Source organism: Gordonia sp. YY1, from assembly GCF_009872315.1.
GTDB lineage: Bacteria > Actinomycetota > Actinomycetes > Mycobacteriales > Mycobacteriaceae > Gordonia > Gordonia amicalis.
The window spans coordinates 34,963-61,181 of the sequence record NZ_WXYI01000015.1; the positions used below are offsets into that span (position 1 = coordinate 34,963).

Genomic DNA, 26,219 nt, shown 5'->3' on the forward strand with positions numbered 1-26,219 from the left:
AGCCGCCCGTTCCTCAGCCGAGGTACTTCTGGAACTCCTGCGGTGCGGTCTCTGCTGCCAGCACGCCGCGCGGGATGATCTCGTCGTTCCGCGTCAGCCTGGCCGACGCCGGGTAGACGGTGATCCCCAGCAGGACGTATTCCGGTGCTGTCTTCAACGTGACCGTGTAGGTCTCGCCCGACGCCTGGGGTTGCTCGTCCTCGACGAGTCCCCTCGGCGTCCAGTAGACGGCGGCCAGGTTCCACGGACCCTGCGAGATGTCACCGGAGACCGACAGCATCACCGTGTCGCCGACCGCCACCGGAACCCGGGGCGCCTCGCGCTGCGACGTGCCGAGCGGCGGGTCGCATTCGTCGAGCATCAGGTCGCACCAGCGCACCGGTTCGACGGTGTAGAGGTTCTTCCCGACGGCGATGTGCAGGTAGGGCTTGTCGTCGTGCGTGGAGTTGCGAGTCAACAGGAACACCGAGGTGCCGACCACCGCGACGAACGCGACCACCACGATCGCGATGATCGCGAGTGCCTTCTTCTCTCCACTGCTGATCACTGTCTGCGATGTCCTGTCTGGTCGGGGGCCTGGCGGTCACCGTGGGGCCGGTCACCGGAGTTCGGGAAGGGTGCCGTCGACGGCATCCGCGTGGTGGACGGCCGCTGGGTGTGCGGCCGGGTCGGCGCCGATCCCGGGCTGGTCCGGCGGGACTGCGCGGCGTCGTCCGCGCCGGCCGCCCGGAACGCGACGGTCGGTGCGGCATGGTCGGGGCGTCGACCACCCAGACCGGGCACCAGCGACGAACCGCGGGTCGTCAGCACCGTCTGGAGCAGCCCGAGGCCCAGTAGCACCGAGACGACGGTGAACCCGATCCACAGGGTCGGGGGCAGCAGCACACCCAGCGACGCGCCGAACACCCACGACAGCTGCAGAACCGTCTCCGAGCGGCCGAACGCCGATGCGCGCGACTCGTCGGGCAGGTCGTCCTGGATCGATGAGTCGAGGCACACCTTGCCGATTGCACTGGTGCCCGAGGCGACGAGCGCGGCGACAGCGGCCGCGGCGATGTTGCCGAAGACGGCCGCGAGGACCGCGACGACGAAGCAGGCGGCGGTCGACCACACGATGATGTTCGGCGGATTCTTCAGTTCCAGCCTGGTGCCGACGCCGTTGCCGATCATGTTGCCCACGCCCGCCGCGGCACCGACCGCGCCGAGCAGCAGCAACTGCGTCCAGTCCGACGCATCGCCCTGCTGGGACTTGGCGTAGAACGCCACGAACAGCGTCAGGAAGCCGGTGAGGATCCGGATGGTGCCGTTGCCCCAGAGGCCGGCCACGACGGTGCGGCCCAGCGGCTGACGCATCTTGGCGGCCAGCATCTTCGCACCCTCGCGAGCGCTGGTCGGCTCGTGTTCGGGGGTGCTCGAACGGGCCGGTTCACCGTGGTAGGTCAGGGTCGTGGGGATCTCGCCCTCGGTCGACTCGACCCACGACGGGATGCGCATGCACAGGTACGCCCCGGCCGCGGCGACGATCGCCAGCCACACCATGGCTCCCGGCAGATGCAGCGGCAGCAATTTGCCGAGCAGCATCTCGACGAGCGCGGCGAACGCACCGCCGACGATGGTGCCGCCGATCAGTCCGAACGTGGTCAGGCGGGAGTTGACGCGCGGCAGGTCGATGGTCGGTGGCACCACGCGCGGGGTGACCGCCGATTTGAGCACGCCGAAGGATTTCGACAGGACCAGCAACCCCAGAGCGCAGGGATAGAGCACCCACGGGTCGTATTCGAGTTGCTGGGTGGCGTCGTTCCACTGGACGTTGGTCATGATCAGCAGGGCCAGCACGACGCGCAGGCCGAAGGTCGTGGCCATCGCGATGCGACGTCCGCGCTGGAGCCGGTCGAGCAGCGGACCGATCAGGGGAGCGATGAGCGCGAACGGGGCGATCGTCAGCGCCAGATACAGCGCGACGTTGGTCTTGGATTCACCCGATGCGGCGGCGAAGAACAGGGTGTTGGCCAGCGCGACGGCCATCGCGGCGTCGGCGGCGAAGTTCGCGATCACCGGGAGGGTGAGCGCGGTGAGGCCGGACTGGTCGGCACCGTCGGCGGTCGCGGCCTGATGGATCTTGCCGATGCCCTTGCTCGTCAGCTCGCGGCTGCGCATCGCGGCGACGCGCATCACGGTGAGCTTCTCGGGCGTTCGGGGCCCGTGCTCGGTGGGCATCGCGCGGGTCGCCGTCTCGTCGTGGAACGGCTGACCTCGATCGTCGAGCGGCGGTAGATGCGGATTGTGTGTGGGCGGGGGCAGGTAAGCGTTGCGGCCGGGGCCCGGGCCGGGCGGCGGTCCCCAGCCGGGTGCCGGCCGGCCTGCCCTCATCTGGCGGGTCTCGTCGGCCGGGTAGTTCGCCGACCCGGGGTGCTGCGCGGCACGTCGGCCGCGATCATCGGTCGGCGGTTGAGGCTGGCTCGCCGGACCCCTGGGGGCCCCGCGCCCATCGTCGTGTCGGGAACTCCGTGGGATCACGCACACGATTGTTCCTCATATCGTGCCGGTGCCGCTTGAAGCGGGTCGTTGTGTGGCACACGTCGGCGATATTGCACACTGGAACCGTGACTGACGTAAGTGAGGGCGGACGACTGCTGGCTGCCGTCGACATCGCACGAGCCGCGCTGGTCGACGACGGACAGCAGCCCGGGGCACATCGGCGCAGCGTGGCCGAGGGCGAGTGGGCTGCCGCACACTATTTCGACGCCGAGCTCGCAGGCTATCGCGGGTGGCAGTGGTGTGTCGTGCTGGCCGGATCGCCGGGCAGCGACGAGATCACCCTCAGTGAGGTCGTGCTGCTGCCGGGCGACGGTTCGCTCCTTGCGCCCCCGTGGGTGCCGTGGGCCGAGCGCGTCTCGTCCGGCGATCTCGCGCCCGGCGATCTGCTGGCCGCCGAGCCCGACGACCCGCGTCTGGTGCCCAATCAGATCGACACCGGCGACGAGTTCCGCTTTGACTCCGAGTCCGAGGACCCTGACGACATCGGCCAGGTGGCCGGCGAGGTCGGCCTCGGCCGCCGCCGGCTGCTGAGCTACGACGGCCGCGCCGACGCCGCGCAGCGCTGGTACGACGGCGACTTCGGTCCGTCGTCGGAGATGGCGCAGGCGGCCCCGTTCTCGTGCTGCACCTGTGGTTTCTACGTGCCGCTCGCGGGCGCGTTGCGCGCCGGGTTCGGTGCCTGCACCAACGAGTACGCGGCCGATGGTCGGGTGGTCTCCGCCGAGTACGGCTGCGGCGCACACTCCGACGTCCAGGCTCCGAAGGGTGACGGTTCACCCGCGTACGACGCCTACGACGACGGTGCCCTCGAGATCATCTCGATCACCCGGGACGCCGAACCGGCGAACTCCTGAGCGACACGCCCTCACCCATGAGCGCCGATCCGTTCGGCACCGCCGCGCTGCGGTCGTCGACGCTCGACGGGTGGGTGGCCTCGCCGACACGCCTCGCCGAGGATGCCGCCGCCGAGGCTGATCTGGTGACGGTCGGATACCGCGACCGTCTGCTCACCGAACTGGCGGCCAACGCCGCCGACGCCGCGGCTGCGGCGGGGGTCGTCGGCGAGCTCTCGATCTGGGTGGATGGTGACGAGCTGCATGTCGCGAACACCGGTGAGCCGCTGACTGTCGAAGGCGTCCGGTCGCTCGCCGCGCTGCGGGTGTCGGCGAAGACACCCACCGGCGGTCAGATCGGACGGTTCGGCGTCGGATTCACCGCCACCGCAACGGTCGCGGACCGTGTCGAGGTCCGCTCGCGCACCGGATCGATCGTCTTCGACCGTGCCGAAACCGTGGAAGCCGTTCGGGAAGCCGGACTTTCGGTTGACACCGTTCCGGTCCTGCGGCTCGTGTGGCCGTCGAAGGTCGAACCCGCTGAGGGTTTCGACACCGAGGTGGTCCTGAGCCTGCGTGAGCCCTCCGGTCCGCTGATCGAGGCGATGCTGGCCCAGGCTCCCGATCTCGTGGTCGAACTTGCTGCACTGCAACGGATCACCGTCGGCGGTGTGGAGATCGAGGCCGAGCGGTCCGCCGGGCCAGGGGTCGCCGACGACGAGGCCTCGTCGGCGATCGTCACGGTGTCCGTAAGCGGCGCCGGGTCGTCGTCGACGCAGCGCTGGCTGGAGGTCACGCGTGGCGGTACACGCTGGCTCGTCGATGCCGACGGCGGTCGCACACCCGATCACGATGTCCTGCGCGCACCCACGCCCACCGACATCGAACTGAGCCTGCCGTGTCGGTGTATCACCGACCTCGCGCTCACCCCGGACCGTCGGCACCTGCACCCCCGGGCCGAGATCCGTTACGCCGCAGCCGGTTACGTCGACCTGCTGCTACTCCTCGACCCGGTGCGTCGACTGCAACTCGTCCCGGAACTGCACCTCGCCCGGAATCGCGACGACGTCAGGCTGATAGAGGCGGTGCGTGAGCAGCTCCGCGACACGGCGTGGTTGCCGGGTGCCGACGGCGAGGCGTTGTTGCCCTCGCGTTCCGTCGTCCTCATCGGGCTCACCGATCGCCTGGCCGAGATCCTCGCCGAACACTTCGCCGACCTCGTGCATCCCGACATCTCTCTCGCGCAACACCTTCCGACGATGGGTCGGCTGGGGGTCGAGGAGTTGGGGCTGGCGGCGCTGGCCGAGCGACTCGGCGGTCTGCAGCATGAACCGTCCTGGTGGCACGACCTGTACGAGGCGCTCGCGCCGCTCGTGTCCACGGGACGCGAGGTCGAGGAACTGGGTGCGCTGCCGCTTCCGCGGTCGGACGGCCGGATGTCGGTCGGGGTTCGCGGCCTTTTCGTCAGCGATCGCATCGCGACCCCGATGCGGTGGATTCCCACCGTCCACACCGACGCCCGCCACTCGCTGCTGGAACGTCTGGGCGTGCAGGAACTTTCCGTCACCGATGCGCTGGCCGACCCGGCGCTGCGGGTGCTGATCGAGGACATCGACCCCGAGGGCGCCGGTGACGACGGGTTGGCCGCCGAGATCTGTGCGGTACTGCGCGCCGACCCGGACGCGGCGGTACCGACGTGGCTGGCCACCCTGCCGCTGCTCGACACGGACGGCGAACTCCGTCCCGCCGATGAACTCCTGCTTCCCGACAGTCCGCTCCTCTCGGTCCTCGTCGACGATCATCCGTTCGGCGTCGTCGACGACGAGGTCGTCTCCGAGTGTGGCGCAGGCGAACTGCGACGGCTTGGCGTCGGGTGGGGTTTCCTCACCGTCGACGACGAGCTGCCGGTCGCTCCCGACCACGACCTCCCCGATGAGGAGGACTGGTGGGACACGCTGCCCGACGCGCCCGAAAGGCTCACCGCGGTACGCGATCTCGACCTGATCGACGACCGGTCCTGGTCCGAGGCGCTGACCATGATGGCGACAGACGAGGACATCGCGCCGCTGCTCGCCGACCGGGACGGGTACACCTCCTGGTGGTTGCGTCGGCACGCCGAGGTCGACGGGTTGCTGCTGGGGGAGTACCGCGCACCGTCGGACGAGATCCTCGCCGGGATCATCGACCCCCTCGACCATCCGCACGCCGACGCGCTGGTCGGTGCGCTCGCACGCCTGGAACCCGACACCGCCGTCGATGCCGACCTCCTGCTGACCCGCCTCGGCGATCCGGAGCGGGACATCTCCGCCGGTGCCGCGGTGATGGTGCACGCCGCCGTGGTCGCGGCGTGCCGTCGCGGCGTCATCGATCCCGCGGATGTCGAGGTGCCCGAACGGGTTCGGACGATCGCCGGCATCGTCACCGAACGCGCGGTCGTCGTCGACCAGCCGTGGTTCCTCCAGGCCGTGCCGGACCTGGAGGCGGTTCTCGCCGGACCGACGATCACTCCCGCCGACGCCGAGGTCCTGGCGACGCTGCTCGACCTGCCGCTCGGTTCCGAGGAGTACACCGCGACCGTCCGCGACCCCGGCGACACCGCGACCTGGGCCCACCCCGAGGCGGTGCGTTTCGGTGCCGAACGCGGGGTCGAGGTGCCGCGTGGCCAGGTGCGGTTGCATGACGAGTTGTGGATCTCGTTGCGCTCTGCGGATTCCCGGCGGGACATCCGCGTGCGATGGTGGGTCGAGGACGGGGTGACGCACCTCGAGCTCCGCGCCACCTCCACGTCCTGAAGGCGGACTGACTTCGATCAGGATTCAGTCTGCGAGCGGCGCAATCAAATTCGCTTCCTGATACGCAACCCGCCCAGCGGTGCGAGAAGCGACAGCGACGAGCCTCGAAGGGCTGTGACGCGGCCTCGCGACGCAATCTCTGGTGCAACGGCGCGCGAATGCGCGGCGGGCTGGGTTCTGGTGAATATCTCGTCCCCATGAGCACCGTCCGAGGGCAATCTGCCCTTGAGTACTCATGAGGTGGACGCGATCTTCTGCCGTGCAACGACATTGCCGGTTCGGCGGTCGCCGGCGGTCGACTGGGGAGGCAACGGACGCTCGGACCGGACGGTCGCTGTAGCTGTACCTACCCCGCGTCGATCCCGGTCGTGAGGATGCTCGCGAGCTGGCGGTATGCGGCGGCGTCGTCGAGGCCGGTGGCGGCCCAGACCTCGCGGCGCTGGATGCGACTCATCATCGAGGCGGCGAGGTCGGCGGCGAAGGCGGCGTCGATGTTGCGGAAGTCGCCCGCGGCGACACCGTCGGCGATCAGCTTCTGTACCCGGGTCGCGGCCGCGGCGGTGTTGAGTTCGTAGAGCGAGCGGGTCGGGGTGAAGGCGTCGAGGTCGCGCATGAACGCCTCCGACGCCGGTGACAGCGCCTCACCGACGGCGACCAGGTATGCGATGACCCGCTCGCGTGGGCTGTTCGACGCCGCGACCCTCGCCTCGACCTGCTCGGTCGCGGTACGGAAGAAGTGGGTGACGGTTGCCGTGACCAGCTGTTCCTTGCTCGCCGCGAGGGTGTAGAGCGTCGACTTGGAGCACCGGAGCTCGGCGGCGATGTCGGCGATGGACAGGTGGGCGAAACCGTCGCGCAGGATCAGCTCGAGCAGGGCGTCGAACAGGGCGGCACGACGCCGCGTCGCGAACCCCTCGCGTGGCATACGACTCCTCCTCCCGACTGCGTCTGCTGTACCTGCCGCTCCCGGAATAGTACTGTGCAAAGGACTGGAGTACTAGTTTGATTACCTGAGCTCTCTGACATGGAGGTACCGATGCCGGTCGACCGTCTGCTCCCCAACGACGAGGCTCGCGACCTGATCGCGCTGGTCCGCGACATCGCCGACAAGCGGATGAAGCCGATCGTCGACCAGCACGAGAAGGATCGGCAGTATCCGGAGGGGCTGTTCGCCGAACTGGGCGAGGCCGGCCTCCTCGGACTGCCGTACCCGACCGAGTGGGACGGCGGCGGTCAACCGTACGAGGTCTACCTGCAGGTGCTCGAAGAACTCGGCGCGCGCTGGGCGTCGGTCGCGGTGGCCGTCAGCGTCCACGGCCTCGCGTGCCATCCGCTGTTCAACTTCGGTACCGAGGATCAGAAGCAGCGCTGGCTCCCGGATCTGTTGAACGGCAAGCTGATCGGCGCCTACAGCCTGAGTGAGCCGCAGGCCGGGTCCGACGCCGCGGCGCTCGCGTGCCGCGCCACCCCCGCCGAGGGTGGTTACACGATGACCGGCTCCAAGGCATGGATCACCCACGGCGGTATCGCCGACGTCTACAACGTCTTCGCGCGGACCGGCGAAGGATCGAAGGGCATCTCCTGCCTCTTCGTCGCCCGCGACACCGAGGGTCTGACCTTCGGCAAGCCCGAGGACAAGATGGGTCTGCACGCGGTCCCGACCACCGGGGCGTCGTACGACAACGCGTTCATCGACGAGGATCGTCGTCTCGGTGCCGAGGGACAGGGTCTGCAGATCGCGTTCTCCGCGTTGGACTCCGGGCGGCTCGGCATCGCGGCGGTGGCGACCGGGCTGGCGCAGGCCGCTCTCGACGCGGCGGTCGACTACGCGCAGGAGCGAGCCGCGTTCGGCCGCAAGATCATCGACCATCAGGGTTTGTCGTTCGTGCTGGCCGACATGGCCGCCGCCGTCGATTCGGCGCGTGCCACCTACCTCGATGCGGCGCGTCGTCGTGATGCGGGAATGGAGTACTCGCGGGCGGCGGCCACCGCGAAGCTCGTCGCGACCGACGCCGCCATGAAGGTCACCACCGATGCGGTGCAGGTCTTCGGCGGCTACGGCTACACCCGCGACTTCCCGGTCGAGCGCTACATGCGCGAGGCGAAGATCACGCAGATCTTCGAGGGCACCAACCAGATCCAGCGTCTCGTGATCGGGCGTGCGCTCGCGAAGTGACGTCTCGGCGAACCCCGACGCCGGTTGAGCCGACACCGAGCGGACCCACCCCCGCCGGTTGAGCCGACACCGAGCGGACCCACCCCCGCCGGTTGAGCCGACACCGAGCGAAGCGAGGCGTCGCGTCCCCACGTCCGGTTGAGCCGACACCGAGCGAAGCGAGGCGTCGCGTCGAAACCCGGTTGCCACACCCCACCGACCGGCTTAACCAGCATGGCGCGAGGTTTCGACGCGGTGGCTCGCTCCGCTCGCTACCGGCTCAACCAGCAGTGCCCACGTCGGTTGAGCCGACACCGAGCGAAGCGAGGCGTCGTGTCGAAACCCGGCGCAACCAGCAGATGCGCGTGGGCCACGCCCGGCGAGCGCATGGGGGTCGGGCTCGCGCTCATGCGAGCGGCCGGGGCCGGCCGGCCGACATGCGCTCACCGGTTCAGGTAGTAGAAGGCGCGGCCGTCGAGCCGACGGAAACGCGGTCCACCGAGCTTGATGAGCAGCTTGAGGATGCCGGGGAGACGGGCGAACACCGCCTGGCGGTCGGCGTCGGACAGACCCTTGACCATCATCGGGCTCATCTTGAGCATCTCGCCCAGGCCCGACTGCTTGCCCATCTTGGCCTCGAACTCCTCCCAGTCGTGCATCGTCATCCGGCGCTGCACGATGGCGATCGCGTCCGTCTCCTCGTGGGCGAGGTGCTCGCCGAGGATCGGCTGGGCGCGGACGAGTGCGTCGACCAACTCGGAACGGGTCTGCTCGTCGGCGTGGGCGGCCATCGTCGTGAACCCGGCGTCGCACTCCTCGAGGATCGGGTCGATCTGGTCGTGTTCGGCATCCATCGCCTCGAGGACCCGCTTCTCGGCGTCGTCGCAGCGCTCCTCGAGTAGCGGCCACAGCTCGACGTCCTCGCCGTTGTGATGGTGATGAAGCGCCGTGGCGAACATCGTCCAGCGGTCGGCGAGAGCGCGCCAGGTACCGGCGTCGTCGAGCTTGGTGCGGGGTACGGCCGCGGCGAAGTCGGCGAGGTCGCGTCGGAACGCGTGGTGGAGGACGTACATCATGAACGGGTCGATCGGCCCGTTGGGCGCGGCGGCCTGGCCGGGGAGGCGGAGCTGGATCGGGAATGTGGTGGCGGGGTGGGTCGTCATCGGGTGGGTCCTCATCTGGTGTGTCGGGGTTCGGCTGACGGTGACCACTGTCGGTCTCGCCTCTTGTGGCGCACTTGAAGACGGCTTGAGCGTCGGGTTTCGCGAGGTCACGAGGTGCGCGGCGTCGGTCGGTCGAACGGTTGCGGTGTCGGGCTAGGGTCGGTGCAGTCAGGGTCGGTCGTGCTACCGGCACGCCGGAGGAGAGGAAGGTCGGACCGATGTTCCTGTCGCCGACGACGATCGACGAGAACGTATGGGACTGGGTCGTCTCGAATCGCTCCGAGCCGTGGAACACGATCGCCGAATTCGTCACGCTTCTCGGCAACACGTTGATCCTGACCACCCTCACCGTCCTGGCGGTGGTCTTTGCGGCGGCCGCCGGTCGGCGCGTCGACGCCGTGTACGTCGGCGTCGGAACCCTCCTCGGTTACGCGCTGATGCAGGGACTCAAATTCGGGTTCGCGCGCAACCGGCCGCCGATCGAGGACCGGTTGCTGAACATCGACTCGTTCTCCTATCCGTCGGGCCACGCGATGATGACGATGATCGTGTTCGGTCTCTGCGCGGTCGTCGCGTACCGCTGTTTCGCGTGGGTGCGCGGACATCGCTGGATTCTTCTGCTCGCACCGCTGCTGTCGATCCTGGTGGGACTCACCCGAATTGAGCTCGGCGTGCACTGGACGACAGATGTGGTGTCCGGCTGGATCTTCGGGGTGCTGTGGGTGGCGCTGTGCACCTGGGTGCTCGCACGGTACGAAACGCGGAGGCGTGCAGACGTTCCCACCGGCCGCGCGGGCTGACGCCGGGAAATCGTCCGGGCAGGGGATAGTTCGGGCGCGTGCGACTGGGATTGACTGTGAAGATGTCGCATCCGGGTCCGCCGTCCGATGGGGATGCCGACGCGCCCCGACCACCCGACGAGTCGCCGACGACCATCCAGCCGGCCCGTCCCACGGTTGTACCCGGGGTCTCGCTGAACAAGGACAGTCGCCCGGACCCGCACGCGACGACGCCCTCCGGCACCGGGCCGGCGCAACCCGACCCGTACGCGTCGACGCCCTCCGGCACCGGGCCGGCGCAACCCGACCCGTACGCGTCGACGCAGTTCGGCCAGAGTCCCCACCCGTCGATCGGCATGGCGCCCCCGATGGGCCCGCCCGGGTATCCACCGCCGGGCTATCCGCCGCCACCCGGCTGGCGGCCGCCGCCGGGGTATCCACCTCCCGGGTATCCACCGCCCGGTTGGCAGCCGCCGCCTCCGCGCCGGTCGAACACCAAGGCGTATGTCATCACCGGGATCGCATTGGCATGCGTGCTCGCCCTCGTCGTGGGTGGCGTCGTGTGGTGGAAGACGACGCAGTCCGCGGAGGAGCCCGACCTGCTCGCCGGACAGTTGACGGGGTCGTATCCCACGGCGCCGAGTGCGGCGTGGACCGTCGAGTCGGGATCGTTCGGGGCGGATTCGTATGTGTCACCGCTGACGATGGAATCGTCATACGAGACCCTGGGCGCGGTACACGACGACCAGACACTCGTGACCCTGCTCCGAGCGGACCGTGGGAGCTCGTCCTCCGGACACCGTGTGCTGGGGATCGATGTCGCATCGGGAAACCGGTGGATGTTCGACGAGCCGGTGTCGTCATGTTCCGACGCGATCGTCGATCACACCATTGCCTGTCTCGGCAACGGGAGCGCTCACTTCATCGACACGCGAACCGGACGCTCGGCCGGCAGTGTGCCGGTCCCGGGGTCGGCCTTCGGCATCGCGTTCAACGGCAGCGCGGCATTCGTGCGGCAGTTCGGTGGCGGGCAAGGCCAGATGACGCTGATCAAGCTGACGCCACGGGGCACCGAGTGGCAGAAGACGGTGACCCTTCCCGAGGCATTACCGAGCGGGGACTCGTCGCAGTTCACGGCGACGGACAAGTTCGTCGCAAGCGCTGACGGCGTCATCGGGGTGGTGTCCGCCGACGACGGACGTGTGGTCTATACGAGCCCCGGCCGGACCGGCATCGGACGCCTCGCGGACGGCTCGCTGATGTTGTTGAGCGGCAGCATGAACGACGAGCAGCCGCAGAACGGGCCCGTCGTGCACCTGCGCGCTGACGGCACCACCGCCCGGTACGCGGGTGTCGACGTCCAGGTCCCCGTGGTGGCGATGCCCGATCAGCGCGACCGGACGATGATCGGCGGCACCTACGTCGACCTCGGTGATGGGCGGTCACTGTGGTCGGTGCCGGGTACGGGAAACCTTGCGGTCGCCGCACTCGTCGCGGATGACCGCGAGTTCGTCTACGTGCGGAGTGGGGATGTGGTGGCAGCGGACGTCGCCACCGGGGAACAGCGGTGGACCGCCGAGGCAGCCGGGTACGCCGGGCGCACGGGCTACGGAGTCACCGACGGCGAACGCCTGATCTTCCCGTCGGCTGATGATGGCGTGGTCGCGATCGACCTGGCCGACGGTTCTTCGCAGTGGTCGTTGCCGGCAGCGTCGGTCGGCAACACCGGAACGAATGGTGGGGCGCCCGGGCCCGCACGCACCTTCGCCATCGGCGACCGTCTGGTCACGCTGACCTCGACCACGATCACCGGCTTCGCCCCGACGGGTCCGCGCGCGATCGTCCCGGGCACCACCCGGGCGAGCGACAGCGGCTCCGACGGTGGGGGAACGGAGTACGTGACACCGTGCGGGTCGCCGCCGGTCTTCACACCGCAGTCGTTCCGCACCGCAACCGGTGGCCTCGTCATCACGATGAGGGTCACCGCGGAGTGTCCCGGCGGGGACGTCCTGTTCGGTCCGCAGACCCGGATCACCATCTCCGACGCCGGAGGTCTGGTCGCGTCGGGCATCTTCGACTTCCAGCGATCCCCGGTCGCCGTCCCGGCGCCCGATGGTGGAGGCGCCCTCGATCTCGAGCTGACCTACCCGCCGGGCAGTTTCTTCCGGTTGCCCGACACTCTGAACGGGAGCGGACCGAGTTCGGGGTCTGCCGGTGGCTCCGGCTCGGGTTCGGCTGGGGGACAGTATCTCGTCGACTGTGACAAGGGCCCGACGCCGGGGCCGCCACCGTCGGTGACCACGCCGGACTCGGGCATGCCGGCGGCGTCGTCGGTCGCCACGGACGCCGCGTTCCCGGCCGGCACGGATGTGACCGCGACCAGCGTCGACGCCCTTCGCCTGCAAGCCGACGCCGACCGTGCGTTCATCCTCGCCAACCTGAACAACCGCTGGGTCGCCCAGCTCAGCTCGAAACGTCCGGGTCTCGTGGCCGACGGTCGTACCTGGGACGATCAGGCCATCCTCGACGAGTTCCTCGCACTTCGCCTGCGGTTCAACGATGTTCGGTTGCTGTGGAGTGATGAGTGGCCGGTGTTCTCGTACCAGGGCTGGTGGGTGACGGTCGCGGCGGCGACGTTCCCCGGCCCGGTGGAGGCGAACAGCTGGTGCCGAACCCAGGGCTTCGACCCCGACCACTGCTTCGCCAAACTCGTGAGCACCACGGCCGGACCGGACGGCTCGACGCTGTACTGGAAGTAGCCACCGGGAAGGGGCCTCCGCGATACGGTCGGGGAATGGATTTCTCTCCGTCACCACGGTCCGCCGACCTCACCGAGCGAGTGCGGGCGTTCGTCACCAACGAGATCGAACCCGTCGAATCCCGGATCCACCAGGACATCAAGGAACGTCGCGAGGGGGACGGCAATCCTTGGACGCCGTCGCCGATCATCGCCGAACTGCAGGCGAAAGCACGTTCCGAGGGTCTGTGGAATCTCTTCCTCCCGGCTGCCCACGCCGGCCGCTACGCCGCCGACTTCGGGACCGACGGGGGAGCGGGCCTGTCCAACGTCGACTACGCCCCGATCGCCGAGGCGACGGGATCGTCGGCGCTGTCGCCGGTTATCTTCAACTGCAACGCCCCCGACACCGGGAACATGGAAGTCCTGCTCCGTTACGGCTCTGAGGAGCAGCGCGAGCGCTGGCTGGAGCCGCTGCTGCGGGCCGACATCCGCAGCGCCTTCTGCATGACCGAACCCGCCGTCGCCTCCTCGGATGCCACCAACATGGCTGCGTCGGCTGTTCTCGACGGTGACGATGTGGTCATCAACGGCACCAAGTGGTTCTCCACCGGTGTCGGGCACCCCGACTGCAAGGTCCTGATCTTCATGGGCGTCACCGACGCCGAGGCCGACCGCAAGTCGCGCCACACCATGGTCCTCATCCCGATCGACACGCCCGGCGTCAAGATCGACCGGATGCTCACCACCATGGGATATTTCGACGAGCCGTTCGGCCACGGCGAGGTGTCCTTCACCGACGTCCGGGTCCCGGCGTCGAACATCCTCCTGGGACCGGGCCGCGCCTTCGAGATCGCCCAGGGTCGTCTCGGTCCGGGACGCGTCCATCACTGCATGCGTGCCATCGGCCTGGCCGAACGCGCGCTGGAACTCGGTGTCCGCCGCGCACTCTCGCGTGAGGCATTCGGCAAGCAACTGGCCCGGCTCGGTGGTAACAGCGAACGGATCGCCGACGCCCGCATCGCGATCAACAGGTCGCGACTCCTGGTCCACCATGCGGCGTGGCTGCTCGATCAGGGCATGTCGCGGGAGGCGTTGTCCGCGGTCAGCGAGATCAAGGTCGAGGTGCCGAACATGGCCTTGTCCGTCGTCGACATGGCCATCCAGCTCCACGGCGGCGCCGGCCTCACCGACGACTTCCCGCTCGCACAGGCCTGGGTCGGTGCACGTTCGCTCCGTCTGGCCGACGGCCCGGATGAGGTGCACCGCAACGTCGTTGCCCGCCTGGAACTCGGTAAGTACCGCTGACCGCGCCCGTCCACACACATCCACGAACGAGAAGGGTGAACTCCCACAATGGCTGACCAGGTGACCGAGGCGCGCGAGGTGCGGGACGAGGACGCGTTCGACGTCGAGGCGGTGGCAACGTGGCTGCGGACCGCGGCGCCGGACGTCGAGGGCCTCGACGCGGTGCCCGAGGTGCGGCAATTCGCCGGTGGCGCTTCCAATCTCACCTACCTGCTGCGGTACCCGACGCGGGACCTGATCCTGCGCCGGGCCCCGCGCGGTACCAAGGCGCGCGGCGCGCATGACATGCGCCGCGAGTACCGCATCCAGTCCGAACTCTCGGGGGTGATCCGGTACATCGCACCGATGATCGCCTTCTGCGACGACGATTCGGTCCTCGGCGCCGACTTCTACGTCATGGGTCGCATCGACGGCGTCATCCCGCGCAAGGAGTGGCCCGCCGACGTCCCGCTCGACGCCGATCAGGCACGGCAACTCTGCTTCAACTTCATCGACACGCTCGTCGAGGTGCATTCGGTCGACCCGGCGAAGACCGGTCTCGGCGACCTCGGGAAGGGACTCGGCTACGTCCGGCGCCAGGTCGACGGCTGGACCGCCCGGTTCCGCAACGCGCACACCGACGACGTGCCCGATTTCGAGACGGCGATGGCGTGGCTGGCCGACAACCAGCCCGAGGACGTGGCGAACTGCATCATCCACAACGACTTCAAGCTCGACAACGTGGTGCTCGACAAGGACGACCCGACCAAGGTGATCGGCATCCTGGACTGGGAGATGGCCACGCTCGGTGACCCGCTGATGGATCTCGCAGGATCGATGGCCTATTGGATCCAAGCCGACGACTCCGACGAGCTGCAGCTCATGCGCCGCGTCCCGACGAACCTGCCGGGGATGATCACGCGGGCGGAGTTCGTCGAACGATACTGCGAGCGTATGGGTTTCGAGATGTCGCCGGAGCGGTGGCGGTGGTACGAGGCGTTCGGACTCTTCCGGGCCGTGGTCATCGCCCAGCAGATCTACTACCGCTACTACCACGGGCAGACCACCAACAAGGAGTTCGAACGGCTGGGTTTCGCGGTGGGGATCATCGGCAACCGGCTGAATGAGATCGTCGCCGTCTGACCGGCCGGGACGACCCGCCGTCGCGGGCTTCTACAGTGATGACGTGACGGCCTCGCCGCGTTCGATCGCGCCCCTGTATCTCGCCGGTTTCACCACGGCGTTCGGCGCGCACGGCGTCGCGACGGTTCTCGGTTCCGAGAGCGACGACATCGGACTGTCGCTGCTGGGCCTGGGCCTCGTGCTCGCGTTGTACGACCTCGCCGAGGTGGTTCTCAAACCGCTGTTCGGGGCGTTGAGTGATCGCATCGGGGCCAAACCGGTGATCCTCGGCGGGCTGGTCGCCTTCGCGGTGGCGTCGTTGATCGGCGTGGCGACCGCGACGCCGCTGGCTCTCGCGCTCGCCCGGTTCGGTCAGGGCGCCGCAGCGTCCGCGTTCTCGCCCGCTTCGTCGGCGGCGGTGGCCCGCCTGGCGGGACGAGAACGGTTGGGGCACTACTTCGGTCGCTACGGCGCTTGGAAGAGCCTGGGCTATGTGTTCGGACCCCTGCTCGGCGTCGGACTCGTGTACCTGGGTGGGATTCGGTCGCTGTACGCGGCACTCGCGGTCCTCGGCCTTGCCGCCGCCATCTGGGTGGCGGTCGCACTGCCCGCACCGCCCGTGCTGCCCCGGCAGCGATACACCCTCGCCGACCTGGCCCGTCAGACGACCGAACGCGGCTTCCTCGTCCCCACGATGCTGCTCGCGACCACGACCGCGATTCTCGGTGTCGCCGTGGGCTTCCTGCCGCTACTGGCCTCGCGCGAGGGTCTGCCGTCGTTCGTCGGCGCGGCGTCGGTAGCGGTTCTCGCCCTGGTGTCCGCCGTCGTCCAGCCGTTGGTCGGCCGGTACCGGGACGAAGGTCGGTTGACCATCCGAACCGGAGCCCTGGCGGGGATGACCGTCGGCGCGGCCGCACTGATACTCGTTGCGTTCGTGCCGCACGCCGTGACGCTGCTGATCGCGTCCGCGGCGATCGGGGTGATGGTCGGGAGCGTCACGCCGTTGGCCTTCGCCCATCTGGCCGACTCGACGCCCGACGAACGGATGGGTCGCACGATGGGCAACGCCGAACTCGGACGCGAGGTGGGTGACGCGGGCGGGCCGCTGATGGTCGGGGCCATCGCCACCTTCGCGACCCTGCCCATCGCGCTGCTCGCCCTCGCGGTGGTGGCCCTCGGCGTCGGGGCGACCGGGCGACAAGCCCTGCGCCCGGTCGGCGAGGCCACGTAGGTTTCACTCGTCCCCGGATTCGCTCGTGTCGACACCGTGCGCTCTGATACTCATATATGAAACCTGATTGGGGGCCTGGGTGAGTGCAACGACGATCCTGCTGATCGTTCTCGGGGTGTTGGTGGTGCTCGGCGTGCTCGGGATCATCGCGCTGTTCGTGCTCCACGGGCTCGCGGGCAACCCCAGCCGATTCGCGGTGCGGGACATGTCGCTCGACGAGGTCGATGACTACATCGACCGTCGGGCGTCGTTCGCGATCACCCTGCAGGAGACGACGCCGCTGTCACGCCGTGAGGTGTGGGAGCGGCTCACCGAGGCCGAGTACCTCTCGAGCTTGCCGTTCCTCACCGGGCCGCAGTGGACGACGCGCGGGTCCGGTGTCGTCGGCGTCGGATCGCGGCGGACGATGTCGGGCACCATCCTGTCGGTCGAGCAGCGGGTCGCCGCGGTCACCGAGCGCGAGCAACTCGTCCTGGTCGGCACCGGCATCTCGCTGCCGTTCGCCATCAAGAACTTCGCCGAGCGATTCACCATCACCGACGGCGCTCGGCTCGACACCGTCACGGTGACGTGGGAGATCGCCGGATCGCCGCGGTGGGTCGGTTGGCTGCCCTGGCGATGGGGTGTGCCGTTCATCCGGCCGGTGCTCGGATTTGTCCTGCGTCACGTCCTCCGGCTCAAGCCGTTCCGGCGTCCGAGCGCAGGGGAGAACCGCGGCCGCGCGTCGGGAATCGAGGACCCGATCTAGTCCAGACCCTCCTGCGCGCCGCGGGCGCCTCGGCGGACGCCGGCCCGCTGGACCAGCACGATCGTGGTGCCGAGAAGGCCGACGCCGAGCCCGACCAGACAGATCCGGAGTGCATTGCCGCCGCCCACATCGTTGACCGCGACGACCACCGTCGCCACCAGCCAGGCCACCATCCCGACCACGATCACCGGCTCGGGAGCACGCAGCACGCGCGGTATTTCGGGGACGTCGACTGTATCGGCCATGAGACAAAGGGTAGCTTTCCACAGGTGCCCAAAGATGTCCCGAGTGAGGCCCGCGACCTGACACCCGCCGACACCTCGACCGCGGAGGCGACCGAAGCGGCCGACGCAGGTGTTGCCGACCCGGCAACGGTCGACATCGGCCCCGCGACCACCGCAGGCCCTGCGTCCACGACGCCCAACGGTCGACTCGACCGCTTCTTCAAGATCTCCGAGCGCGGATCGACGATCAACCGCGAGTTCCGCGGCGGCCTGGTCACGTTCTTCACGATGGCCTACATCGTGGTGCTCAACCCGATCATCATCGGCGGCATCCCCGGCGGCGACAAGAACGCCGACGTGCTCGGCAACGTGCTGCCGCTGGCGCAGGTCGCCGCGGTCACCGCACTGGTAGCGGGCGTGATGTCGATCATCTTCGGTCTCATCGCCAACTATCCGTTCGCGATCGCCGCCGGTCTCGGGATCAACAGTCTTCTCGCGGTCTCGATCGCGCCCGAGGTGACCTGGCCGGAGGCGATGGGTCTCGTCGTGGTCGACGGCATCATCATCGTGCTGCTGGCGGTGACGGGATTCCGCACGGCGGTGTTCAACGCGGTGCCGGCCGAACTCAAGGCGGCCATCGCCGCCGGCATCGGCGCGTTCATCGCGTTCATCGGCTTCGTCGACGCCGGCTTCGTCAAACGCATCCCGGACGCCGCCGGAACCACCGTTCCGGTCCAGCTGGGCAGCGACAACTCGATCGCCACCATCCCGACGCTGATCTTCGCCCTCGGTGTCCTGATCATGGGTGTCCTGGTGGTACGGAAGGTCCCGGGCGGTCTGCTGATCGGCATCGCGATCACCACCGTCCTGTCGGTCGTGCTCGAGCGCATCTTCGACTACGGCTCCAGCGTCGACGACCCGTCCGGTTGGGGACTGACCGTGCCCGACATCCCTACCGCGCTGGGCGGGTTGCCCGACCTGAGCCTCGTCGGAGATGTCGACCTGTTCGGCGCGTTCACCCGGATCGGTGTGCTGGCGGCGTCGGTGCTGGTGTTCGCGCTCGTGCTCTCCAACTTCTTCGACGCCATGGGAACGATGACCGGCCTCGGCAAGGAGGCCGGCCTGGCCGACGAGAAGGGCAACCTGCCCGGTATCGGCCGCGCGCTGGTGGTCGAGGGGACGGGCGCCATCGCCGGCGGCGTCGGCTCGGCATCGTCGAACACGGTCTTCGTCGAGTCGGCGTCGGGCATCGCCGAAGGTGCCCGCACCGGCCTGGCCAATGTGGTCACCGGCGTGCTGTTCCTGGTCGCGATGTTCCTGACGCCGATCTACGAGGTGATCCCGCTCGAGGCGGTGGCGCCGGCCCTCGTGGTGGTCGGTGCGATGATGATCGGCCAGCTGACGGCCGTCGACTTCCGTCGCTTCGACTTCGCGTTGCCGGCCTTCCTGACCGTCGTGTCGATGCCGTTCACGTACTCGATCGCCAACGGCATCGGGATCGGCTTCATCAGCTGGGTGGTCATGGCCACCGCGGCCGGCAAGGCCCGCACGGTTCATCCGCTGCTGTGGCTGGTGGCCGCGGTCTTCGTCGCCTACTTCGCGCGTGGACCGATCTCCGACCTCATCAGCTAACGCCTGTAGTCAAATTTTGCGACCGGTTTGTCATCCACCCGGGTCAATTTGCTTTGCTTAGAGATCTGGAGGTCGTTAGCTGTCCTACTCTGGGGTAATGCATTCACCGTATGGTTACGGAAGTCTATCCGGCGACCTGTCCCTCGCCGTCGTACGTCTCGCGCGACGCCTGAGGGGGCGGCGCGAGAACAAGCTGGTCTCGCTGACGCAGCTCTCCGCCCTCTACACGCTCCATCACGAAGGTCCGATGACCCCTGGTGCCCTCGCCGCGGCTGAGCGGGTGCGCCCGCCGTCGATGACGAGGGTGATCGCGTCGCTGTCGGATCTGGGCATGATCAAGCGCGAACCTCATCCGACTGACGGGCGTCAGGCCATCGTGACGCTCTCGCAGGACGGGGTGGAGGTCATCAAGGAAGAGCTGGCGGCCCGCGAGGCCTGGCTGAGCGACCGGCTGCGCGAACTGTCGCCGGACGAACGGGACGCCCTGCGCGAGGGTGTGATCATCTTCAACAAGATCCTCGGTAAGCCGGACACCGACGTGCCGCACACCCGGGCGGTCTGACGCGGTCATTGCCCGCTCCAGAATGAGTCCCGGAGCTTGCGGGGTCAGAAGAACGTGCCGGAGAACGGTGCCCGATCGGTGGTGAAGGCCTGGTCCAGAGCTCGAAGCGTTGTCGGGGAGTCGACGCTGAGCCGGCCGGCCGCCGCGAAGGCCGACGGTCGTATGCCGCCGAGGTAGATGCTCGACAGCACCGAGGTGTCCATTTTCACTGTGGGCGTTGCGGTTTCGGCCGCCGGTGCGACGATCGCGTCGCCGCCGCGCGCGGACACCGTGAAAACCCCTCCGTGACCACGGAACTCGTCGGTGACCTCGATGACGGCATCGAGGTCGGCGGCGTACTTCCGCGATCCCAACGCGGCCGGGATGTCGAGGATGCGTAGCCACATCTCGTCGCGCAGGCCGGTGATCGACACATCTCGCGCGTTGATCAGCTTGTGCCGCAACGGGTCGTCGACCGGGATGGTGGCGGTCAGTGACGGGATCAGGTCGAGGTTGGTCAGTACCCGCCACAGGTCGGAGTGGGCGTCGTCGGTGACCGCGAAGACCTCGTTCACCTCGCCCCGCACGCCACCGTTCTCGTTCTTGTAGATGCGGTAACTGGCGTAGCCGTCGTCGTGCAGCAGGTAATGCAGTCCGCTCGCGGGCAGCGGACGCTCCGACGGCCGGTCGGCGAGGATCGGTGCCCACCAGGCGGGGGTCCGGGTGAGCGCGCCGGGGGTGGTGAGCGTCCAGCGTGCATGGAGATCGGGTACGGCAGCGGCGATCTCGTCGACGTCGGCGAAGCGCACGGTCGCGTCCTTCGGCTGATCGCCGCGCATCGGTGCATGCCCGGGCGTGATGGACACGGTGTTGGAGAAGCACGCCGGACCGAACCCGAAGCGTTCGTAGATGGTGCCCTCACTCGCGGTCAGGATCGCGAACGTGTAGTTCTCGGCCTCCCACTGCCCGAACATCTCGGTCAGCATCGTGCGCAGGATTCCACGACGACGATGCGTCGACGCCACGGACACCCACGACAGTCCGGCGGCGTCGGCCACACCGGCGCCGGGTAACGACATCGACATCCGGTAGAACATCGACACCCCGACGAGCGGCTTCGACGGGAGGCCGGTGTCGCGCACCAGGACGATGTCGTCGTCGGCGACCTTGCCGCGAAGGTCGGCGCGCTCGTCGTCGGGCAGTGGATTGCGCATGGCGAACGCACGGGCATCGGTGGTGATGATGTCGTCCCAGTCGGCGTCGGTGGCGCGCTGGAGGGACAGACGTGACGTCGGGGTCGAGACGCTGTTGGTCACGGGCTCAACATTTCCACATCGGCGAGGCCGGGGTACTCATCGGGTGTTCGAACGGGTGTCGCAGGTCACGTACGGCCCGGGTGGCACACTGTTCCGGTGCCCGGGCTCGCAGTGGAAGTGATCGACATCGACGACCCGCAGGATCCCCGGGTCGAGGACTTCCGTGACCTCAACTCGGTGGACCGCCGACCCGACCTCCCGGTTCTGCCCGGCGGACGCCCCGGACGCGGTCTGGTCATCGCCGAAGGCGTGCTCGTCGCGCAGCGCATGATCGCCTCGAGGTTCTCCGCCCACGCCTTTCTCGGCGTCGACAAGCGTCTGAAGGAACTCGACGACGATCTGCGCGACCCGTCGCTGTCGGGTGTCCCGTTCTTCCGGGCCTCGGCCGAGGTGATGGCGGAGATCGTCGGCTTCCACCTCAACCGCGGCGTCCTCGCCGTCTCGCGACGCCCCGAGGTGCTCTCGGTGCCGGACATCGTCGAGACCGCGCGCACCGTGGCGATCCTCGAAGGCGTCAACGATCACGAGAACATCGGCTCGATCTTCCGCAACGCCGCCGGCCTCGGCGTCGACGCCGTCCTGTTCGGTCAGGGCTGCGCCGACCCGTTGTACCGGCGTTGCGTTCGCGTCTCGATGGGTCATGCCCTGCTGGTGCCGTTCGCCAAGTTCGACGAGTGGCCCCGTGGTCTCGACGAACTGCGTTCCCGCGACTTCCGTCTCGTCTCGATGACCCCGGACCCCGACGCGGTGACGCTCGCCGAGGCGGTCGACGCCGAGAAGATCGGATTCCTGGTGGGCGCCGAAGGGCCCGGCCTCACCGCGTCGGCGATGGCGTCGACGGATGTGAAGGCCCGCATCCCGATGAGTCGCGGAACCGACTCGCTCAACGTTGCGACAGCCGCGGCCGTCGCGTTCTACGAGCGTGTCCGGTCGGGCACGATGGGGGAGTGAACACTCCCGAACCGTTCGATCGGAATGGCGAGCCCACTCCGTGGGTGGGGCACACCGAGCCCACGCCCTGGGCGCTCGGCATCGGCGTATCCGCCGTCTGCGCACTCTTCGGGGCGTTCGTGCTCGTCGGGATCTACGAACTGATCGGCGGCATCCTGAAGTTCCTCGGCATCGCCGCGGTGCTCGTCGTCGCCGGTGGCCTCGGCTGGACCCTCTGGGAGTTCCGCTACCGCCTCGTATGGCGCTGGATCGTCTGGGGCCTGCTCATCGGCTTCCTGGCCGGGGTGACGTCGTCGATCGCGTTGCTGATCATGGGTCGTTAGCTCTGCCACCGCGCGGACAACATCTGGCCCAAGCCTCACCTACCAGACACCACCGACAGGGCCGAGCCGATGAGTGGACGTCAAGATTCGGTGCGGACCAGCGCATTCCCGTGTACAGTCGAACATGTATTCGATCAGTGTTCTCCGGGGGTGACCGTCTTGGCAGACAGCGCACGGCCCGCCGCCGCGGTCCCGCCTTCCGGAGCTGCCGCGCTCGTCGATCAAATCCATTCGCTCATCGACCAGTTGCAGACGGTGAACCTGACGCAGTGTTCGGATGCCGAACTCGTCGATCTCGCCGCCGAGACCGAAAGGGCCATGGCGCGACTGAGTTTTGCCGGGGACCGTCAGGTCGTCGAAGCCACCGAACGTGACCTACCGCGTAAGACCGGTCATCGCAGTGTCATCCAGTTCATGACCCATCGCCTCCGGATCGCCGAACCCATGCGTCGCCGCGACCAGATGTCGGCCACCGCAACCTTTTCCAGCCCGACCGGTGAACCGCTCCCACCCCAGCACCCCACCCTGGCCGAGGCCTTTGCCGACGGGCATGTCGGCCCCGCCCATGTTCGTGCGGTCATCGATGTCCTCGACCAGATTCCGCACGCCGTCGACCACGACGTGAAGATCGCCGCCGAAGTTCAGATGACCGAGATCGCCGTCGACCACACGCCGGCCGACATCACCGCCCTGGGATCCCGACTGCTGGCCCACCTCGACCCCGACGGCACCCTCACCGACGATTCGGATCGCCAGCGCCGCCGGAATCTGTGGGTCGACCGGCAGCGTGCCGACGGCACGGCCAAACTCACCGGCACCCTGACACCCGAACTGCTTGCCCGGGTCACCATGCTGCTCGCCGTCTGGGCCAAACCCGGCATGAACAACCCCGACGACCCTGAATCACCCCATGGCTCGATCGACGACGCCGACCCCGACGTGGTCGCCGCAGCCGCCGAGCGGGATGACCGCACCCCGGCCCAGCTCAACCACGACGCCTTCAACGCACTGCTGAAAGCTGTGTTCGAGGACGGTCTACTGGGTAAGAGCCACCGCGGACTACCCGTGCAGATGATCTTCAAGGCCGATCTGAACGATCTGATCCGTGAAGCCGGCTTCGCCACCACCGCGACCGGCACCCTGATCCCGATCAAAGATCTCGTCAACCTGGCCGCCGACGCCCAACCATGGCTGGCGGTGTTCAAGGACGCCACCGCCGTCCCGCTCTACTTCGGACGCGGCAAGCGCCTGGCCACCCGCGAACAGCGCCTGGTGTCCTTCGCCCGCCCCGACGGCGAAAACTGCTCCACACCCGACTGCGACCTCTCCGCCGCACACGTGGAAATGCATCACGCCCAACTCGATTGGGGCCTCGGCGGACTCACCGACATCACCGACCTCGCACCCGCATGTCCGAAACACAACCGCATGGTCGGAGAGCAACCCGGCCAGTACACCACCCGGATGGTCCGTGAAGGATCCGATGAAGGCCGCTGCGTCTGGCGGCTCAACGCCGAGCCCGGGGCACCACCCAACCCCGAACGCATCAACCGGCGACCCGACATACCCCGCCGGTTCATCGAACACCTCCAACAGGTACGTAACGAGATCCACGGACCCGCAACGGCGTCCGGCGATGAAGCACGCCTTGTGGTGCGCAGAGTCATCGACCACCGGCCACGGGTCGTCCCGCCGAGCCGCGAACTGCGCGCGGATCCCCGGTCGCTCATCGAAACACACCTCGCCGAACTACTCAGCCGCCTCTGACCTGAGCCCAGATCCCCGAAGTCGAGACACTCGAAGTCATCCACGGGCTCGGGCACGAGGAGCGGTCAGAAGCCGAAATACTCCCGGATGCTTCCGCGCTTGCGCGGACGGCCCTCTGGCGGTGCGACGCGTTCCCCGGCGTGGGCGGCGGTGGCTCGGCGATAGTTCTCGAAATCGGCGGCGGTCGGCTCGTACTCCGCCGGGTGGAGCGCGAAGCCGGTGACGGTGATGTCGGCCGGGTCGAGGTCGGTCGGGGCGAGCGGATGGGTGTAGCGGAATCCGAGCCAGGACCGGTTGGCCTCCTCGGCGAGCTGGGCCGGATGGAATGGCAGCGCCATCCCCTGGTTGGGGACACCTTCGGCGTAGGAGAGCGGGTATTCGCCTCCCCAGAACGGCTTCTCGAAGGTGAACGGGAGTCCGTGGTCCTCATGGATCGTCACCGGGTCGGCGGAGAACGAGCGTCGGAGTGACCCCGATTCCCAGCGCGCGAACGCCCCGAACGACGTGTCGGGTTCGGTGTAGAGCAGCGTCGTCACCGCGCTCGGGCGGATCGCGGCCAGCGTCCGGGTCAGCGTCGAGGGGACGGCCGTCTCGAACAGCGAGCATGAGATGACCGCGAGCGAACCGTAGAACCCCGCGTAGACGTGGTGATCCTTCGCGGCGGCTGCGGTCGCCAGGTCGGTGTCGACGAGCGGGACGAGAACGCTGTCGCCGTAGATCTTCGACGCGAGTTGCTGGGCGTGCTGATGATCGTGCCGCGGTGCGCGCACGACGCTGCGTAGGTCGTCGGCCGGGTCGGAAGAGTCGATGAACCAGACGGTGGCCGCGCGTGCCGACATATGTCAGCTGTTCCCGTTGCTGCGTACGCCGAGCAGGACGTCCTCCCACGCGGGCACGGCGGGCTTGCGTGGCTTCTTCTTGCGCGGACGTTCGGCGTGAGCGGGTCCGGGCTCGCGTGTCGCAGGGCCCTCCGGCGAGTCGGTGTCGTGGTCGGTCGCCGACGCGGTGTCCGCTTCGGCATCGGTGCTGTCGCGCCCGGGTGTGTCCGCCGGGGATGACGCCGAAGCGGCGTCCGGTTCCATGGTTGTGGTCTTGACAGGCGCCTGCGCAACGGGGGCGGCGATCGGGGTGACCGGTGCCGGGGGCGCGTGGGCGGTGGTCTCCTCGTCGAACCCGAAATCGAGAGGAACGGTGCCGTTGTCCTCCCGCACCGCACGACGTTCCTGGCGCGCGCGCTGGGCACCGATCAGCGAGTTGGCGTCGAGCGTGACTTCTTCACGCCCGTCCGATGTGGTCTCGACGGCGATCTCCGGAGTGGCGACCGGCATGAGTCGACGCCGCGGTGCGATGGTCTCGGGGTGTGTCAGCTCGTCGGCGAGATCGTCGAGCGGATCGACGGTGCCGCCGTGCGTGCCGGGCTGATAACGCCAGTGCGCGAGGTTGTCGGTGCGTCCGACGCTCCACGCGACCTGCACGACCCAGTAGCCGCTGTCGTCCTTCCAGGCGTCCCAGTCGGCGTCGGCCGGGTTGTGGCCGTATGCGACGAGCCCCTCCGCCACGGATTCGGCAAGGGTCGCAACCGCCGGCCCGTCGTGCCGGATCGGGTGAGCTGCTCCGGCCAGCTCGGTGGCGCGGGAGCGTTCGAGCAATACCGGGTGGGCGAAACGTTCGATCTTGTCGACACCCACCCCCGCCGCGGCGGCGACCTCGGCGACGGACGCACCCGCGCGGATTCGTGCCTGGATCTCTCGTGGCCTCAATGCACTTTCCATCTCGATCTCGATCTGTCCCAGCCTGGTGATGTCGCCGCGGGCCGCGGCGCGAAGGCGTTCATCGGAGGCGATCCGGAATTTCTCACCCGATTGAGGGTCTTGGCAGATGACGTGGGAACCGTCGGTTTCCACTCCGACGACGCGGAGCTCACGCATCTGCTCCTCCTCCGGTGGGTTCACGCATTGGGGCCACATTAACTCACCGATCTGCCGATTCACTGTGGGACACGCGGTAAAACCGCAGTTCAGAACGCGTGGGGTCCGTGCGACACCAGCGATGGGTGCGTCGTATGTGGTCTGTGTTGTCC

The 26,219-nt window shown here is 68.3% G+C and carries 22 protein-coding genes; 14 read left to right on the forward strand and 8 right to left on the reverse strand.

Annotation, left to right across the window (positions count from 1 at the left end):
• Positions 1–13 precede the first annotated feature (13 nt).
• Positions 14–547: a DUF2771 family protein gene (locus tag BPODLACK_RS17700; RefSeq protein ID WP_024499893.1), complete on the reverse strand. Its 534-nt coding sequence runs from the start codon at positions 545–547 to the stop codon at positions 14–16.
• A complete protein-coding gene (locus tag BPODLACK_RS17705) occupies positions 544–2,370 on the reverse strand; it encodes an MFS transporter (protein WP_232513074.1) in 1,827 nt (608 codons plus the stop codon). The genes BPODLACK_RS17700 and BPODLACK_RS17705 overlap by 4 nt, the downstream gene beginning before the upstream one ends.
• A 233-nt stretch (positions 2,371–2,603) precedes the next feature.
• Between BPODLACK_RS17705 and BPODLACK_RS17710 the strand changes: the two genes are divergently transcribed.
• Positions 2,604–3,392: a DUF3027 domain-containing protein gene (locus BPODLACK_RS17710; RefSeq protein ID WP_096273343.1), complete on the forward strand. Its 789-nt coding sequence runs from the start codon at positions 2,604–2,606 to the stop codon at positions 3,390–3,392.
• 17 nt (positions 3,393–3,409) lie between these two features.
• Positions 3,410–6,163, forward strand: coding sequence for a sacsin N-terminal ATP-binding-like domain-containing protein (locus BPODLACK_RS17715; protein ID WP_159405847.1), 2,754 nt, complete (start codon positions 3,410–3,412; stop codon positions 6,161–6,163).
• A 346-nt stretch (positions 6,164–6,509) separates the two neighbouring features.
• On the opposite strand, the gene BPODLACK_RS17720 is transcribed toward BPODLACK_RS17715, so the two are convergent.
• Positions 6,510–7,088, reverse strand: a complete 579-nt coding sequence (locus BPODLACK_RS17720; protein WP_024499897.1) for a TetR/AcrR family transcriptional regulator — start codon at positions 7,086–7,088, stop codon at positions 6,510–6,512.
• 111 nt (positions 7,089–7,199) lie between these two features.
• On the opposite strand from BPODLACK_RS17720, the gene BPODLACK_RS17725 reads away from it, so the two are divergent.
• The gene (locus BPODLACK_RS17725; RefSeq protein ID WP_006438224.1) at positions 7,200–8,339 is read left to right on the forward strand and encodes an acyl-CoA dehydrogenase family protein; all 1,140 of its coding nucleotides are present in this window, start codon (positions 7,200–7,202) and stop codon (positions 8,337–8,339) included.
• 422 nt (positions 8,340–8,761) lie between these two features.
• On the opposite strand, the gene BPODLACK_RS17730 is transcribed toward BPODLACK_RS17725, so the two are convergent.
• Positions 8,762–9,481, reverse strand: coding sequence for a hemerythrin domain-containing protein (locus BPODLACK_RS17730; RefSeq protein WP_024499898.1), 720 nt, complete (start codon positions 9,479–9,481; stop codon positions 8,762–8,764).
• A 218-nt stretch (positions 9,482–9,699) separates the two neighbouring features.
• Here BPODLACK_RS17730 and BPODLACK_RS17735 point away from each other — a divergent pair, with 218 nt between their 5' ends.
• The 6 genes from BPODLACK_RS17735 to BPODLACK_RS17760 all read left to right on the forward strand — a co-directional run bounded on the left by BPODLACK_RS17735 (position 9,700) and on the right by BPODLACK_RS17760 (position 17,385).
• Positions 9,700–10,281 (forward strand): phosphatase PAP2 family protein, encoded by a 582-nt coding sequence (locus BPODLACK_RS17735; protein ID WP_159405848.1) that lies wholly within the window; start codon positions 9,700–9,702, stop codon positions 10,279–10,281.
• Positions 10,282–10,343: 62 nt separating this feature from the next.
• Positions 10,344–13,019, forward strand: coding sequence for an outer membrane protein assembly factor BamB family protein (locus tag BPODLACK_RS17740; protein WP_159405849.1), 2,676 nt, complete (start codon positions 10,344–10,346; stop codon positions 13,017–13,019).
• Between the two features lie 35 nt (positions 13,020–13,054).
• Positions 13,055–14,305, forward strand: coding sequence for an acyl-CoA dehydrogenase family protein (locus tag BPODLACK_RS17745; RefSeq protein ID WP_159405850.1), 1,251 nt, complete (start codon positions 13,055–13,057; stop codon positions 14,303–14,305).
• Between the two features lie 48 nt (positions 14,306–14,353).
• Entirely contained in the window at positions 14,354–15,427 is a 1,074-nt protein-coding gene (locus tag BPODLACK_RS17750; RefSeq protein WP_024499902.1) for a phosphotransferase family protein, read from the forward strand.
• A 43-nt stretch (positions 15,428–15,470) separates the two neighbouring features.
• Positions 15,471–16,637 carry an MFS transporter gene (locus tag BPODLACK_RS17755; RefSeq protein ID WP_236577710.1) on the forward strand — a complete coding sequence of 389 codons (1,167 nt, stop codon included), beginning with the start codon at positions 15,471–15,473 and terminating at the stop codon, positions 16,635–16,637.
• 79 nt (positions 16,638–16,716) lie between these two features.
• Positions 16,717–17,385 carry a hypothetical protein gene (locus tag BPODLACK_RS17760; protein ID WP_024499903.1) on the forward strand — a complete coding sequence of 223 codons (669 nt, stop codon included), beginning with the start codon at positions 16,717–16,719 and terminating at the stop codon, positions 17,383–17,385.
• Here BPODLACK_RS17760 and BPODLACK_RS17765 read toward each other — a convergent pair.
• Positions 17,382–17,630, reverse strand: a complete 249-nt coding sequence (locus BPODLACK_RS17765) for a DUF2530 domain-containing protein (RefSeq protein ID WP_006436051.1) — start codon at positions 17,628–17,630, stop codon at positions 17,382–17,384. The genes BPODLACK_RS17760 and BPODLACK_RS17765 overlap by 4 nt on opposite strands.
• A 24-nt stretch (positions 17,631–17,654) precedes the next feature.
• Between BPODLACK_RS17765 and BPODLACK_RS17770 the strand changes: the two genes are divergently transcribed.
• Positions 17,655–19,241, forward strand: coding sequence for an NCS2 family permease (locus BPODLACK_RS17770; RefSeq protein WP_024499904.1), 1,587 nt, complete (start codon positions 17,655–17,657; stop codon positions 19,239–19,241).
• 97 nt (positions 19,242–19,338) lie between these two features.
• Positions 19,339–19,803 carry a MarR family winged helix-turn-helix transcriptional regulator gene (locus tag BPODLACK_RS17775; RefSeq protein ID WP_024499905.1) on the forward strand — a complete coding sequence of 155 codons (465 nt, stop codon included), beginning with the start codon at positions 19,339–19,341 and terminating at the stop codon, positions 19,801–19,803.
• Between the two features lie 44 nt (positions 19,804–19,847).
• On the opposite strand, the gene BPODLACK_RS17780 is transcribed toward BPODLACK_RS17775, so the two are convergent.
• Positions 19,848–21,098: a GNAT family N-acetyltransferase gene (locus tag BPODLACK_RS17780; protein ID WP_024499906.1), complete on the reverse strand. Its 1,251-nt coding sequence runs from the start codon at positions 21,096–21,098 to the stop codon at positions 19,848–19,850.
• 96 nt (positions 21,099–21,194) lie between these two features.
• Between BPODLACK_RS17780 and BPODLACK_RS17785 the strand changes: the two genes are divergently transcribed.
• The 3 genes from BPODLACK_RS17785 (at position 21,195) to BPODLACK_RS17795 (ending at position 24,139) form a co-directional block, all read left to right on the forward strand.
• Entirely contained in the window at positions 21,195–22,049 is an 855-nt protein-coding gene (locus tag BPODLACK_RS17785; protein ID WP_159405852.1) for a TrmH family RNA methyltransferase, read from the forward strand.
• Positions 22,046–22,372 (forward strand): DUF2537 domain-containing protein, encoded by a 327-nt coding sequence (locus tag BPODLACK_RS17790; RefSeq protein WP_006436056.1) that lies wholly within the window; start codon positions 22,046–22,048, stop codon positions 22,370–22,372. Before BPODLACK_RS17785 ends, BPODLACK_RS17790 begins: the two co-directional genes overlap by 4 nt.
• Positions 22,373–22,531: 159 nt before the next feature.
• Positions 22,532–24,139, forward strand: coding sequence for a DUF222 domain-containing protein (locus BPODLACK_RS17795; RefSeq protein WP_006436057.1), 1,608 nt, complete (start codon positions 22,532–22,534; stop codon positions 24,137–24,139).
• Positions 24,140–24,204: 65 nt separating this feature from the next.
• Here the strand turns inward: BPODLACK_RS17795 and BPODLACK_RS17800 are convergent, their stop codons facing one another.
• Both BPODLACK_RS17800 and sepH read right to left on the reverse strand, forming a co-directional pair.
• Positions 24,205–24,978 (reverse strand): DUF6928 family protein, encoded by a 774-nt coding sequence (locus tag BPODLACK_RS17800; protein WP_159405853.1) that lies wholly within the window; start codon positions 24,976–24,978, stop codon positions 24,205–24,207.
• A 3-nt stretch (positions 24,979–24,981) separates the two neighbouring features.
• The gene (gene sepH, locus BPODLACK_RS17805) at positions 24,982–26,067 is read right to left on the reverse strand and encodes a septation protein SepH (protein WP_159405854.1); all 1,086 of its coding nucleotides are present in this window, start codon (positions 26,065–26,067) and stop codon (positions 24,982–24,984) included.
• Positions 26,068–26,219 lie beyond the last annotated feature (152 nt).

What these genes read in the sequence shown, in the direction of transcription:
- BPODLACK_RS17745 (WP_159405850.1), top strand. Translation starts at nt 13,055, where the DNA reads ATGGATTTCTCTCCGTCACCACGGTCCGCCGACCTCACCGAGCGAGTG.
- BPODLACK_RS17775 (WP_024499905.1), top strand. Translation starts at nt 19,339, where the DNA reads ATGCATTCACCGTATGGTTACGGAAGTCTATCCGGCGACCTGTCCCTC.
- sepH (WP_159405854.1), bottom strand. Translation starts at nt 26,067, where the DNA reads ATGCGTGAGCTCCGCGTCGTCGGAGTGGAAACCGACGGTTCCCACGTC.
- BPODLACK_RS17735 (WP_159405848.1), top strand. Translation starts at nt 9,700, where the DNA reads ATGTTCCTGTCGCCGACGACGATCGACGAGAACGTATGGGACTGGGTC.
- BPODLACK_RS17715 (WP_159405847.1), top strand. Translation starts at nt 3,410, where the DNA reads ATGAGCGCCGATCCGTTCGGCACCGCCGCGCTGCGGTCGTCGACGCTC.
- BPODLACK_RS17730 (WP_024499898.1), bottom strand. Translation starts at nt 9,481, where the DNA reads ATGACGACCCACCCCGCCACCACATTCCCGATCCAGCTCCGCCTCCCC.
- BPODLACK_RS17705 (WP_232513074.1), bottom strand. Translation starts at nt 2,370, where the DNA reads ATGAGGGCAGGCCGGCCGGCACCCGGCTGGGGACCGCCGCCCGGCCCG.
- BPODLACK_RS17740 (WP_159405849.1), top strand. Translation starts at nt 10,344, where the DNA reads ATGTCGCATCCGGGTCCGCCGTCCGATGGGGATGCCGACGCGCCCCGA.
- BPODLACK_RS17720 (WP_024499897.1), bottom strand. Translation starts at nt 7,088, where the DNA reads ATGCCACGCGAGGGGTTCGCGACGCGGCGTCGTGCCGCCCTGTTCGAC.
- BPODLACK_RS17765 (WP_006436051.1), bottom strand. Translation starts at nt 17,630, where the DNA reads ATGGCCGATACAGTCGACGTCCCCGAAATACCGCGCGTGCTGCGTGCT.
- BPODLACK_RS17750 (WP_024499902.1), top strand. Translation starts at nt 14,354, where the DNA reads ATGGCTGACCAGGTGACCGAGGCGCGCGAGGTGCGGGACGAGGACGCG.
- BPODLACK_RS17725 (WP_006438224.1), top strand. Translation starts at nt 7,200, where the DNA reads ATGCCGGTCGACCGTCTGCTCCCCAACGACGAGGCTCGCGACCTGATC.
- BPODLACK_RS17800 (WP_159405853.1), bottom strand. Translation starts at nt 24,978, where the DNA reads ATGTCGGCACGCGCGGCCACCGTCTGGTTCATCGACTCTTCCGACCCG.